This window comes from Ktedonosporobacter rubrisoli, from assembly GCF_004208415.1.
Classification (GTDB): domain Bacteria; phylum Chloroflexota; class Ktedonobacteria; order Ktedonobacterales; family Ktedonobacteraceae; genus Ktedonosporobacter; species Ktedonosporobacter rubrisoli.
Genome location: NZ_CP035758.1, coordinates 5,382,756 through 5,397,897 on the forward strand (window position 1 = coordinate 5,382,756; position 15,142 = coordinate 5,397,897).

The window sequence follows — 15,142 nt, forward strand, 5'->3', positions numbered from 1 at the left end:
GCGGGTTACCGATCAGGTCGCCAGTAAAAAGAATTAGAGATCAACTGTAAACCGAGCATGGAGGTTAAGTTCAACAGGGAAAAGCCGAAATTGTGCTAGAGCTGTGAGTGACACCTGTTACACTTTCTGGCAGCCATAGCTTATAATGGTGCGTAGCTCTAGCTGCCTGAACTCGCAGAAGAATGGAAAGGGCATTTCCCGGCAGTGGGCGGCTTCAAGTCGCTCTACGCTGGATGCTTCTCTCCAGTCGAGCCCGGGATACCTGCTGCTACTTTTCTGCATTCCATACGTTGTTGCATATATACATTCCTGTACTTGTACAGCGCGAGCTGTTTATGAGAAATGTAACTGAAATCCGTTTCATGCTGTTCATATGTCTGGTATGGCTTATAGTGCCAGCACAAAGAGAGCGCATTACGGCTGTGTACAACGAATCGTGCTTATGCGGAATGCCAGCAGAGCTATATTTGTTTCCATTCTAGAGGCTAATTTTCTAAGGGTGGGATAGAGTGAAAACAGTGACGTGTGTCACATGGCGATCAAGCTTAAGTGGTTGACAGATAACCCGATTGAATGTATAATCAAAATGTGAACATTAAATATGTTTCCCCACTCGATTCCCTAGTATAGTAGCAAGAAGGTGTTATTGCCTTCTTTACAGGAAACTTTGGACTTTGAGTAAAAGTATTTCGACTCCAGATTTTGAGCTTTCTACACTGATCGATCTTCTCCGCTGGCGGGTAGCCCAACAGCCAGACCGGCGCGTTTTTAGCTTTCTTACCGATGGGGAAATAGAGAAAGAATACCTGACCTTCGCGGATCTCGATCGCCAAGCTCGCATTGTAGCTGCTGCCCTTCAGAGCTGCGCTGAGAGTGGAGCGCGTGCATTATTAATCTATCCTTCTGGATTAGAATTTATTGCAGCTTTTTTTGGTTGTTTATATAGTGGAATTATAGCTGTTCCCGTTTATCCACCCTCGGCTACACGTTCGGACCGAACCCTTACTAAGTTTCGGGCCATCGCCAACGACGTGGAACCTGCTGTCGTCCTAACTACTACCTCGCTCTCATCAAGAGTCGAAGGCTTACTTGCCCAGAGCCCGGAAATCCAGAAGGCGCAAATCATTATCACTGATACCATTCCATTCGATATGGAGGAACAGTGGAAAATGCCGGCGATTAGCGCCGATGCGCTGGCTTTCTTTCAATATACTTCGGGTTCTACAGGAATGCCCAAAGGGGTAATGGTGACGCATGGAAATCTTTTGCATAACTCATCTGTAGTGGCCCGCTACTGCGAGCATCCCGCAACGGCGCATGGGGTGACCTGGCTTCCGCTTTATCACGATCTGGGCCTTATCGGCGGCATCCTGCAGCCGATATATAGCGGATATGAGTCTACCATTATGTCCCCAGCAACTTTTCTGCAGCGCCCTTTCCGCTGGCTGCAGGCCGTATCTCGCACCAAAGCTACTATCAGCGGGGGCCCAAACTTCGCCTATGATCTCTGCGTGCGCAAGATTACTCCTGAGCAGAAGGCACAACTGGATCTCAGTCACTGGGAAGTGGCGGCCAATGGCGCTGAGCCAGTGCGCCCCGAAACTATTGAGCGCTTTTCTGAGGCCTTTGCTTCGTGCGGTTTCCGCCGCGAGGCTTTCTACCCCTGCTATGGTTTGGCCGAAGCCACACTGGTGGTCTCGGGCAACCATAAAGGGCAATCGCCCATCTTCACGACGTTTCAGGAAGAGGCACTCGAACAGAATCGGGTAGTTGTGGCCACGGAGCAGGATAAAAACCCACGCCGCCTTGTCAGCAGTGGTTGGATCGCGCACGATGAAAAAGTTGTCATCGTTAACCCTGACACTCTGGCCAGCTGTCAGCCTGACGAGGTTGGTGAGATCTGGGTCTCAAGCCCCAGCATTACCAAAGGTTACTGGCAAAAAGCCGAAGAGACCGAGCGTATTTTCAATGCCCACATCTCTGATACTGGCGAAGGGCCGTTCCTGCGCACGGGCGACCTGGGTTTCTTGAAGGATGGCGAGCTATTTATTACCGGACGCCTGAAAGACATGATTATTATTCGTGGGAGCAACCACTATCCACAGGATATCGAGCTAACGGTTGAACACAGCCATGCCGGCTTGCGCGCTGGCTGTGGCGTCGCCTTTTCCGTCGAGGTGCAGGGGGAAGAGCGCCTGGTTCTCGTGCAGGAAGTTGAGCGGCAATATCTGCGTTCCAATCTTGACGAGATTGTCGCTGCCATTCGCGCGGCTGTGGCAGAACGCCACGAATTGCAGCCCTATGCTGTGGCGCTGATTAAAACTGGCAGCATTCATAAGACTTCTAGTGGCAAGGTACAAAGGCGCTCAACCCGCGAAGCCTTCCTCAACGGTACACTGGATACTGTGTACGAATGGCGCCTGGGGCAGGCGGATCAACAGCCCATGGCCGAGCGCGAAGCTATCTCCGAGGAGCAGGCGGCTTCTCCTGAAATAGAGCAGGCCAGGCCAGGACATACGGCAGAGGAGATACAGAACTGGCTGATTGCACAGATCGCTGAGTTGTTGCAGGTAAAAGCCAGCGAGATCGATGTAAATCTGCCTTTCGCCCACTATGGTATGGACTCGCTGCAGGCCATCAGTATCGCCGGCGACCTGGAAGATTGGCTGGGTAGCTCTATTTCGCCAACCCTCGTCTACGACTATCCCACCATTGCCGCAGTTGCCCGCCATCTCGCAGGGGAGCCTCAAGAGCTTCCAGCTCGCGAGGAGAGCCAGCGGCCAACAACAACCGATGCAATTGCCATTGTTGGTCTGGGCTGCCGTTTCCCAGGAGCAGAGAGCCCTGAGGAGTTCTGGCAGCTTTTGCGCAACGGCCTTGATGGCATTAGTGAGGTTCCTGAGCAGCGTTGGGACCTGCAAAAGTTCTATGCTCCAGAGCAGGCAACTCCCGGCAAGATGAATACGCGTTGGGGCGGTTTCCTGAAGCAGGTTGACCAATTCGACCCTTATTTCTTTGGCATCGCGCCGCGCGAAGCCTCGCGCATGGACCCCCAGCAACGACTTCTGCTTGAGGTAGCCTGGGAAGCCCTCGAATACGCGGGCATAGCTCCCAATAAGCTTGCAGGAAGCCAGACTGGCGTTTTTGTCGGCATTAGTAGTAGCGATTACTCCCAGATCCAGTTTAGCAATCCTGCGCTCCTCGACGCCTACGCAGGCACCGGGAATGCGCATAGTATCGCAGCCAATCGACTTTCTTATCTACTCGATCTGCGCGGACCAAGTATGGCCATGGATACGGCCTGCTCATCTTCGCTGCTTGCCGTCCATATGGCCTGCCAGAGCCTGCGCAACGGCGAATGCGATATGGCCCTGGCCGGCGGCGTCAATCTCATTCTCACCCCAGAGCTGACGATTACCTTCTCGCAGGCGCATATGATGTCTGCGGATGGCCATTGCAAGACCTTTGACGACTCGGCAGACGGCTATGTCCGTTCCGAGGGTTGCGGTATTGTAGTGCTTAAACCGCTCTCTAAGGCCCTACAAGATGGCGATAACATCCTGGCAGTGATCCGTGGCTCAGCGGTTAATCAGGACGGACGCAGCAACGGTCTGACCGCGCCTAACGGACCTTCGCAGGAAGCAGTTATTCGGCAAGCGCTGCGCAATGCAGACGTTACAGCCGACCAGATTAGTTATGTGGAAACCCATGGTTCGAGCACGCCGCTTGGCGATCCTATCGAGTTCGATTCGCTTAAGGCTGTCTTGATGCAGCAGCGCAGCTCAGAGCAACCCTGCTTGCTGGGTTCGGTCAAGACCAACATTGGCCATCTTGAGGCCGCCGCCGGCGTTGCAGGCTTGATCAAGACGGTTCTGAGTCTGCATAAGGGGGAGATCCCGCCTCACCTGCATCTGAAGAAGCTGAATTCGCATATCTCTCTCGAAGGCACGACTTTCGAGATTCCGACCAGCCTGCATACCTGGCCCGCAGGTCGCACGCGCCTGGCTGGGGTGAGCGCCTTTGGCTTTGGCGGCACAAACGTCCATATGATCCTTGAAGAGGCTCCTAAAGGCGAGCAAGCTACCAGCGCGCTGGAACGTCCCCTCCATCAGCTGACGCTCTCAGCCCAGAGCGAGAAAGCTTTGCGCGTTCAGGCGCAAAACTACGCGGCCTTCCTGGCGCAGCATCCGGAAGTCTCTATTGCAAACGCCAGCTTTACCGCCAATACTGGACGCACGCACTTCGCGCATCGCCTGGCCATCACCGCAGCCGACGCGGCACAACTGCAAGAGCAGCTGACTGCATATGCCCAGGGCCAATCATCGGCGAATAGCCAGTACGGACATATTCACGTGCAGGGACGGCGCAAGATTGCCTTCCTCTTCACCGGTCAGGGCTCACAATATGTAGGAATGGGACGCGAGCTTTACGAGACCCAACCAACATTCCGGAAAGCGCTTGATCGCTGTGCCGAGATCTTGCAAGCTTATCTGAGCCGTCCGCTGCTTTCGGTGCTCTATCCAGCGCCAAATACGACGTCTCCGCTCGACGAGACCGAGTATACACAGCCTGCTCTCTTCGCGCTAGAATATGCGCTGGCTGAGTTGTGGCGCTCATGGGGCATTGAACCTGATATTGTCATGGGCCACAGCGTGGGCGAGTATGTAGCAGCCTGCGTCGCTGGCATGTTTAGTCTTGAAGATGGGCTCAAGCTTATTACGATGCGCGCACGCTTGATGCAAGCACAGCCGCAGGTGGGCGAGATGGTTGTGATCTTCGCTGAGCAGTTACAGTTGCAGAGCGAATTGGAGCCATTCCAGGACAAGATCTCAATTGCCGCCATCAATGGGCCGAAAAATACTGTCATCTCAGGCGAACGCGAAGCGGTCAAGGCCCTGGTACAACGCCTGCAGGCAAAGGGTCTGACAACGCATCCCATGACCGTCTCTCACGCTTTCCATTCGCCCTTAATGGAACCATTGCTGGATACATTCGAGCGGGTAGCTGACCAGATAGACTACGCCCCAGTGCGCATCCCGCTGGTTTGCAACCTGACGGGCCAGATTCTCTCCGTGGGAGAAACGCTTAACGCCAGCTACTGGCGCCAGCATACGCGCCAGCCAGTCAAGTTTGCGGCAGGCATGCAGGCGCTAGCCGAAAAGGGCTTTGATCTCTTCCTGGAGCTTGGCCCCACTCCTGTGTTATCGGGTATGGGCAAACGCTGCCTGCCAGAAGATACGCGAACCTGGACGCATTCTCTACGCAGAGGCCAGAATGATTGGCAAGCGCTTCTAAACAGTGTCGCCACGCTCTATATACAAGGAATAGAGTTAGACTGGTCGGGGCTAGATAGCGACTATAGTCGCCAGCGCCTTCCGTTGCCCACCTATCCCTTTGAACGCGAGCACTGCTGGATCGAGATTAGCGAGGCAGATACACGTTCATACCAGGAAGCACCAGTTCCATCTATAAGCCAGGGCGCTGCTACGGGACGGCATCCACTCCTTGACACCCATATGGAATTGGTACATCCAGCAGAAACTCACATTTGGGAAATTGAGCTAGACAAACACCGCCTACCATATCTAAACGACCACCGTATTCAGGGGGCAATGGCTCTTCCGGTCTCGGTCTATGTTGAGATGGCCCAGGCCGCTACGGTGGAAGTCTTTGGGCCAGGAACCCATGTTCTGACAGGCATTGAGCTAAAGAAGCTGCTCCTCCTGCCCGAGCAAGGGTCCCAAAAGGTCCAGGTAGTCCTTTCTTCCGACGCGAATGAACAGGTATCTTTCCAGGTCTACAGTCATTCCGCGGGTGTGCCGGACCAACCGCGCAAGTTGTGGACATTGCATGCTGTTGGAAAGATCAGTCATAATTAGAGGAAGTTGTGACTTCATTCAGGAGGATATCGTGTCATCTATAATAACCCCTGATCATAGTAAGGGGATAGGGTTCGGACTCATCTTTTTTTCCAGTAGTGAGGCTCCTTTTAGCGGAGATAAATATCGCCTGGTCATCGAAAGCACACGATTCGCTGACCAGCATGGATTCTCATCTGTATGGATTCCCGAACGCCACTTTACCAGGGATGGTTGGCTCTATCCCAACCCGGCCATATTGCTGGCGGCCCTGGCGCGCGAGACCAGGCAGATCGGCTTGCGCGCCGGTAGCGTGGTCATGCCTCTGCATGACCCTATCAGGGTGGCCGAAGAATGGGCAATGGTAGACAACCTCTCAGGGGGTAGAGTTGGTATCTCTTTTGCCTCGGGCTGGCATCCCAACGACTTTGTTTTCTTCCCAGAGAACTACACCAACCGTAACGAAGTGATGTATCGCGGTATCGAGACAGTACAGAAGTTATGGCGTGGAGAAGCCATCAAGGTCAAAAGCGGGGATGGCAATCTTGTCGAGATACGTACCTATCCCACGCCCATACAAGCTGAGCTACCGATCTGGGTCACGGCCGCTGGCAATCCCAAGACGTTTGCCGGCGCGGGAGCTCTTGGCGCCAATCTGCTCACGCATATGTATAACCAGACCCCCGAGGAATTGGCCGAAAAGATCAGTATCTACCGTGAGGCACGTGCGCAACACGGTTTCGATCCTCAGACCGGCCTGGTCTCGGTTATGCTGCACACCTTTATTGCGGAAAGTCTTGAGGCCGTCCATAAACAGGTTCAAGATCCCTTCTGCGAGTATCTGAAATCGGCCTCTTATCTTGTTAATGCAATAGCTTATAGCAGAGGACAGAAAGTTGATATCAATAGCCTCTCTGAGCAGGATCTCAACGACTACTTGCAATTCGTCTATGAGCGACTTATCTCAACAGAGCGTGTGCTATTTGGTACTCCTGAGTCCTGCTTAAATCTTGTCACGCAATTGCGCGCGGCAGGAGCCAATGAGATTGCCTGTCAGCTCGACTTCGGTGTAGATATCGATGTTGTGCTACGCAATATGCCCTACCTGAATCAGCTAAAGGAGCTTAGCAATGCGGCAGCTCCAGCACCATCGCACCCGGTGTTGGAGCTGCCGCACGCCGAACACACCTCGCTGCACATACACACTAACGGCAATGCCCCTGTCAAGGAACATAACGGCACAACGAGAGCTGCGCAGGCCTCTGCTCCGCAAAACCGGCTGAAGGATATTCAGCAACGCTGCCAGAAAGAGGTCTCTATCTCAGCTTTCTACAATCGGCTGCGCGACCGAGGTATCCAGCTCGGCGCTAGCTTTCAGGGGATCGAGCGGCTCTGGCGCCGGGATGGTGAGGCGCTGGGCCATATCCAGATTCTTGAAACCCTGGATCGAGATAGCTCCTTCTACCAGGTGCATCCGGCTCTCCTGGATGCCTGTTTCCAGGTTCTGGTAGCCGCGTTACCCGATGCAGCTATCTCCCATGATTCTGCACTCTACCTGCCTACGGGCCTGCAAAGCTTTCAAGTTCACCAGCGGCCCGGCAAACAGGTCTGGAGCCACGCAGTGCTTAAATCGAGCTCGGAGCATGCGCAGGCAGCCTTTGAGGGCGATGTCTATATTCTCGATGATGAGGGCCAGATCCTGATCGAGGCCAGTGGGCTGCAATTGCAACGCTCGGAACCTGTCGCGGCAACAGAAGAACAAAGCCAGCTCAACGATTGGCTCTATGAGCTGCGCTGGGAGCCCGCTCCCCAAACTCAGGCCGCCGCAAGCACAGCGACACAGGCTGGACGCTGGCTGATCTTTATGGATCAAGCCGGAGTTGGCCAGAAACTTGTTGATTTGCTTGAAGCTCATGGCAATACTGTCTGTACTGTGGTAGCAGCCGACACTTATCAACGCCTGGCGCCTCACCATTATCAGCTCAACCCTGCCCAGGCAGAGGATGTGCAGCACGTCATTCAGGACCAGCTCAAATCAGCTTCACTGCGCGGCATTGTCCATCTCTGGAATCTTGATGCTACGGCAGTCGAGCAGACCAGTGCGGCTTCACTGGAAGCAGATCAGGTAACCGGCGTCAGTAGCGTGCTGAATGTAATCAAGGCTCTTATCAACGCCGGAACAACCGAAACAACGCGCCTCTGGCTAGCCACGCGGGGAGCCCAGGCCGTCAGCGCAAAGCCTGAACCGCTCGCGATCGCGCAATCGCCAGTCTGGGGATTGGGCAAAACCTGCGCAATGGAGCATCCCGAGTTCTGGGGTGGCTTGATCGATCTTGATCCGCAAGAGTCGCTAGAAAATACGGCTCAGCAGTTGCTCAACGCAATTAGTGGCGAGCATGGTGAGGATCAATTAGCCTTCCGCCAGGGACAGCGCTACGTCGCCCGCCTGGTGCGTAGCCAGGACTGGCAGAAAAAGAACCTGACAGTGCGCACCGATAGCAGCTATCTGATTACCGGTGGTCTGTGGGGACTCGGCCTTGAGGTCGCGCGCTGGCTGGCTCAGAAAGGCGCTCAGCACCTCATCCTGTTAGGTCGCACCGTATTACCGGCTCGCGAGCATTGGGATCAAGTACAGGATGGCAGCAGACTCGCCCGCCAGATCGCAGGAATACGCGAGCTAGAAAAGCTGGGCAGCCATGTGCACTATGCAGCGGTTGACGTCGCTGACGAGGAGCGCTTAGCTGCTTTCCTGCAGGATTTCCAGCGCCAGGGCTACCCGGCTATTAGAGGCGTCATTCACGCCGCCTCAGTCTGGCAAGACACGCAGGGCCGCTCGCTGGTAGGGCCGCTAGCCAATCTCGATATTACAGCTTTAGAAACCGTCTTCCGCCCCAAAGTCAGGGGAGGTTGGCTGCTCTACACCTTGCTCAAAGGCACAACGCTTGACTTTTTCGTCTCATTCTCCTCAGGAGCCTCGCTGATTGGCTCTGCTGCACAGGGCAACTATGCAGCAGCAGGAGCATTTCTTGATGCCTTATCTCATCATTTACGAGCGTTGGGCCTGCCAGCTCTGAGCATTGATTGGGGAGCTGTATCCGAGACCGGCTTTGGCGCCACACCCGAGGGACTACGCGTCCACGAGTACTGGGAAACGCACGGCATTCAGCGTATTACCCCCAGACATGTGCTGGAAGCCCTGGAGTTGCTTATTCCGCAAGCAGCGGCTCAGGTTGGCGTGATGAAGCTCGATTGGCATCTTCTGCAGCAATTCTATGCTCAAATTGCTCAACTTCCCCTGGTAAGAAACCTGGTTGAAGCACCTACTAGCAATCAGACCCATGCAGGTGTTACACTATCAGGAAAAAGTGCGATTATCCAAACAATTCTTGGTGCAAATCAGGGGGAGCGCCAACAGTTGATGGAAGGCTATCTCTGTGAACAGGTGTCTGGAGTACTGCGAGTTCCTGCATCCAGGCTCGATGTTTTACAGCCTCTGACAGCCCTGGGGCTTGATTCTTTAATGGCTATCGAATTAAAGAATCGGCTCGAACACGAGCTAAGCGTGCGCATCCCTATCGTGACATTCCTTCAGGGACCAAGCATCGCCCAGTTCGCGCGCCAGCTACTCGATCAGCTGGCAACCGCCGATTCAGCAGCTCCTCCCGAAACACCAGAGCAAGGTCAGGCAGCGGATAAGCAGGTTGCTCTCGTCAACCAGGGTGACGCAGCTCAGTTGCTCACTCAGCTCGACCAACTTTCCGACGAGGAGGTGGATTCGCTGCTCAACCGCATGTTGCAGGAAGAGGAACTTAACCTATGAATGACGCCTCAAAACGAATAGCCAGCCTCTCTCCAGAGGAAAAGAGGGCACTTCTAGCACAGCTATTGCGGGAGAAGGCGCAGGAGGCAAAGGAGCCGCAAGACCGGTCGGCCCTTTCCCACGATCAAAAGGCTTTGTGGTTTTTGTACCGACTCGCTCCAGAAAGTGCCGCATACAATCTTTTGTATGCGGCACGTGTGCGTTCAACATTGGATGTTGCGGCGCTTGGGCGCGCGGTACAAGCTTTGATTCATCGCTACCCTATCCTTACTGCTACGTATGGCATGCAGGAGAACGAACCCATCCAGCGCTTCCATCCAGAGCAGGCAGTCAATGTCGAGCTTATCGAGGCCGCCGGCTGGAGCGAGGAGTATTTGCGACAGCAATTGGAAGAAGAGGGGAATCGCCCCTTCAATCTAGAACAGGGACCCATATTACGCGTAAAATTGTTTGCTCGCTCTCATCAAGATTATATTCTTGCCCTGACTGTTCACCATATCGCTGTCGATTTCTGGTCGCTCGACATTCTCGTTGAGGAGCTCTATGCGCTCTATGCGGCCGATAGCCTGGGGCTTCCCTCGCCGCTAGCAGCGCCAGGGCCACAGTATAGCGAATACGTACGCAAACAAAACGAGATGCTGGCCGGTCCCGAGGGCCAGCGCTTGCGCGCCTACTGGCTGGAGGAGTTAGCAGGTGATTTACCGGTAACCCACCTGCCTACCGATCGTCCTCGTCCGCCCGTTCAATCTTATCGCGGAGCTTCCCACAGCTTTACGCTCAGCGAGGAGCTTTCCAGGCGCCTGCGTACGCTGGCTAACGGCGAACAGGTGACGCTCTTTATGCTGCTGCTGGCAGCTTTCCAGACCTTATTATTCCGTTATTCACACCAGGAAGATTTGATTACCGGCACTCCGGCGCTCGGGCGTAACCGCAGCGAGCTGGAAAAGGTGGTGGGCTATCTCGCTAATCCCGTGGCCCTGCGCGCCAATTTCGCCGGCAATCCAAGCTTTAAAGATCTGCTCGCCCAGGTGCGCCGCATTGTGCTTGGCGCGCTTGAACATCAGGATTATCCTTTCCCGCTTCTTGTCGAGCAGCTCCAACCCAAACGTGATCCCAGCTATTCGCCGATCTTCCAGACACTGTTTATCTGGGATAAGATGCGCATTGCCAGCGAACCTGTGCAATCAGCACAAAATGGCCATAACGGCAAAAATGGTCAGCATCTCAGCCTGGAACCCTTCGCCTATGGCCAACAGGGAGCGCCTTTCGATCTGACGCTGACGATCTTTGAGCACGAGCATTTTCTGGCCGCCGATTTTCGCTACAATACCGATCTATTCGAAGCCAGCACGCTTGCCCGCATGGCCGAACATTTCCAGACTTTATTGAACGGCATCGTCGAACAACCTACGCAACGCGTGCAGGATCTTCCCCTACTGAGCGAGGCTGAGCGGGAGCAGATCCTACTTAAGTGGAACGCCACGCAGAGCCCTTATCCCGAGCATGCCACCCTCCATCAGCTTATCGAGGAGCAGGTTCAGCGCACGCCAGAGGCACCGGCCGTGATCTTTGAGGGCACGATCCTTTCGTATCGCGAATTAAACAGCCGGGCCAATCGCCTGGCGCACACACTTCAGGCCATGGGTATCGGACCAGATACGCTGGTCGGCGTGTGCATGGAGCGCTCTCTTGAAATGGTTGTTGCTCTTGTGGGCATTCTCAAGGCCGGTGGGGCCTATGTGCCGCTTGATCCTGCCTATCCCCAGGAACGGCTCTCATATATGCTGCAGGATGCACAGGTTCCCGTACTCTTAACCCAGACGCATATTGCGCGCGAGCTGCCCGAGATCGCGGCAAAACAGCTCTGTCTGGATGAGGATTGGCAGAACTGGCAAGTGCCAGCCTCTACCCAGGAGGAGAATCCTTGCAGCTCTGTCGGACCAGAGAATCTTGTCTATATGATCTATACCTCTGGCTCTACAGGCAAGCCCAAGGGCGTCATGAATACGCACCGCGGCATCTGCAATCGCCTCTACTGGATGCAGCAAACCTACAAGCTTACGGCAGAGGATCGCGTCTTACAAAAGACGCCTTTCAGCTTCGACGTCTCGGCCTGGGAGTTCTTCTGGCCCTTACTGAGCGGCGCCGCGCTTGTCGTAGCGCGTCCAGGCGGGCAACAGGACCCGGCTTACCTGGCCTCAATCATTGCCGAAGAGCACATCACGACGCTGCACTTTGTACCCTCAATGCTGCAAGCCTTCCTGCTGGAGCCAGAGCTGGCCGAGCGCGGCAAGAGCTTAAAGCGCGTCATCTGTAGCGGCGAGGCGCTGCCCTTTGATCTGCAAGAGCGCTTCTTTGCCAGCCTTGATGCCGAATTGCACAATCTCTACGGTCCGACCGAAGCTGCCATCGACGTTACTTACTGGGCCTGTCAGCGCGGCAGTCGCGATCTGATTGTGCCGATTGGCCGTCCGATTGCCAATACCCAGATCTATATCCTTGACCAGTCCCAGAACCCGGTCCCCGTTGGCGTGGCCGGCGAGCTCTACATCGGCGGCGTTGGCGTGGCTCGTGGCTACTTTAACCGCCCCGAATTGACAGCCGAGAAGTTTGTGCGTGATCCCTTCAGTCAGGACCCGCAGGCTCGCCTTTTCAGAACTGGAGACCTGGCCCGCTACCGCGCCGATGGGGCCATAGAGTTCCTGGGGCGTATCGATCATCAAGTCAAGATTCGCGGTTTCCGTATCGAGTTGGGCGAGATTGAGGCCGTGCTGGCTCAGCATCCGACCCTCAAAGAAGTTGTAGTGATGGCACGCGAAGATACACCAGGCAATAAGCGCCTCGTCGCCTACCTGGTTCCCAGCGGCCAGACCAGGGCCACAGGGAAGCAGAGCGACAGCACGCCTGTACAGCTCAATCCGCAGGAAGCTGGCCTCTCCATCGAAGCTTTGCGCGACTTCTTAAAGGATAAGCTACCCTACTACATGGTGCCCGCAGCATTTCTGTTCCTGGATAGCTTCCCCTTGCAGCCCAACGGCAAAGTAAATCGCAAGGCCTTACCGGCTCCCGATACCTCGCGTCCCGAGCTGGAGAACGCCTTTGTGGCTCCCCAGACTCCCACGGAACAGCAATTGGCCCGCATCTGGGCTGAAGTGCTGGGCATCGAGAAGGTTGGCATTCACGACAACTTCTTCGATCTGGGCGGAGCTTCGATCCAGAGCCTGGAAATCATCTCCAAAGTCAACGAGACAGGCCTCCCGCTTGAGCTGGAGATGCTCTTTGAATTCCAGACCATCGCCGAGCTGGCCGCCGCTATCGAGCAAAAAAGCTCAGCCCCGCTTATGCCGAGCGCGCAAACTCAAGTAGAGCCAGAGCCCGCACCACCTGCTAGCCAGGAAGCACCGCAACCGGTCAACGTGATGCAGCCAACCCTTGCCAATACTGTGATCGAGAGCCTTGGCGTTTACCTGCCACCGAAGATCGTCTCTACCGACGAAATCGTCAAGAATTGCGTCAAGCCGATTCGCTTCCCGCTGGCTCGCCTGACCGGTATCAAAAACAGGCGCATGGCCGGTGAGACCGAATTCTCGATCGATCTTGCCAAGAAAGCCATCGCCGACTGCCTGGCCAAATCGAAGTACAATCCGGAGGATATCGACCTCCTGATCTGCGGCAACATTTCGCGCTGCAACGGACCTAATCAGCGCTTCGAATTTGAGCCAAGCACTTCTGTGCAGCTCAAGCGCTACTTTGGCTTTACCAATGCCATCGTCTTCGATCTCGACAATGCCTGCACGGGACTGTTTACGGCCATCGATATCATTGATGCCTTCCTCAAGGCGGGCCTGATCAGGCGCGGCCTGGCGGTCAGCGGCGAATACATCACGCACCTGATCGATACAGCGCAGAAAGAGCTAGAAGGCTTCATGGACTCGCGCATGGCCTGTCTGACAGTCGGCGACGCAGGTGCGGCCGTGATCCTGGAGAAAGCGCCAGATCAGAAGATCGGCTTCCACGATTTCGAGCTCTTCACGCTTGGCCACTATAGTCGGGATTGCATCGGCAAAGCCACTGATAGAGAGCACGGTGGCGCCATCATGTATACCGACGCGGTAAGGGTCTCAGCCGTGAATATGAAGTATGCGGTCGCGCATGCCGCGCAGATTATCCAGCGCACTGGCTGGCCAACCTCAGAGTTCCAGCACATTATCATTCACCAGACCTCTAACACAACCATTCGCGACGCCGCGCGCGAAATTAATAGCTACTATGGGCAGGAGGTCTGCACCCAGGATAATGTCATCAACAACATTGCTGAGCGCGCCAACACGGCCACCACGACCCAGATGGTAGCTCTCGGCGACCATATACGCTCGGGTCGCATCAATTCTGGCGATAATGTGGTCTTTGGCATCACTGGCTCTGGCGCAACTATCGGGGCCGCAATCTACACCTTTGACGATCTGCCTGAACGCATCAGGCGCGTTGAAGCTGGCGAGTATAAGCCAGAAAAAGTAGCTCACGATCCCGCTTGGCAACGTCCGCTGCTCCCTTCCCAACAGCGCATACGCGTTGAGAGCGTCGGGACTATTCCCGCTGGCGCGGAAGTGAAGAAAGAGGTGCTGACCCTGGCTCAGGCGGCGGCCGAGGCTGCTCTCACCAACTCGGAGCATGCCCGCGAGGATATCGACCTGCTGATGTACGCAGGCGTCTACCGCGATGAACTGATCTGCGAGCCAGCGCTAGCGGCCATTATAGAGGGCGATCTCGGCATCAATGACGCTATTGAGCTGCCCACAGAGAAGAAGACCTTCGCCTTCGATATCTTCAACGGCTCGCTTGGCTTGCTCAATGCCTGCTATGCGGCCATTGGTATGCTCAAAGCAAATAAGGCCAATCGCGCCTTGCTCGTTACTGCCGAGATCGAGAATAACCGCGATATCATTCCTGAAGAGCTGCTGGGCCTTGAGGAAACCGGATCTGCCCTTATTCTCGACGAAAGCCCCGATGGCAAGACAGGCTTTGGCAATTTCGTCTTCAAGTACTTCACCGATTATATCGAGGCGTTCGATGCCCATAGCGAGCTGCGCAAAGGCAAAATGACCATGCGCTTCGAGACGGATTCCAGGCTTCAGGACTACTACCTGCAATGCATTGAGGAAACTGTCAAGGAACTGCTCAGCGTTGAGCAGCTCGATATGTCGCAGATCAAAGTTGTGCTACCGCAACAGATCTCTAGCGACTTCACGAGCCGCTTAGGTGATATACTAAAGGTTGATAAAGAGAAGCTGGTGGACCTGCATCCAGAGCACGATCTCTATACGTCCTCGCTGCCTTACGTCTTGCAGCATGTACGTGAGCAGCAGATAGCCAGGCCGGGAGATATTGGCCTGATTATCAGCGTTGGATCGGGTATCCAGGTAGGTTGTGCCACCTACTACTTCTAAACAGCCATGCTTCATGC

At 55.0% G+C, this 15,142-nt stretch carries 3 protein-coding genes; all 3 read left to right on the top strand.

The window, feature by feature from the left end:
* Positions 1-674: 674 nt before the first annotated feature.
* From EPA93_RS23495 to EPA93_RS23505, 3 genes are read left to right on the top strand one after another with little or no spacing between them, the layout of a single operon-like run.
* Positions 675-5,879 (top strand): type I polyketide synthase, encoded by a 5,205-nt coding sequence (locus EPA93_RS23495; protein WP_129889841.1) that lies wholly within the window; start codon positions 675-677, stop codon positions 5,877-5,879.
* Positions 5,880-5,910: 31 nt separating this feature from the next.
* On the top strand, positions 5,911-9,678 hold the full coding sequence (locus EPA93_RS23500; protein WP_207229638.1) for a MupA/Atu3671 family FMN-dependent luciferase-like monooxygenase: 3,768 nt from the start codon (positions 5,911-5,913) through the stop codon (positions 9,676-9,678).
* A complete protein-coding gene (locus EPA93_RS23505; protein WP_129889843.1) occupies positions 9,675-15,125 on the top strand; it encodes a non-ribosomal peptide synthetase in 5,451 nt (1,816 codons plus the stop codon). Before EPA93_RS23500 ends, EPA93_RS23505 begins: the two co-directional genes overlap by 4 nt.
* Positions 15,126-15,142: the final 17 nt, after the last annotated feature.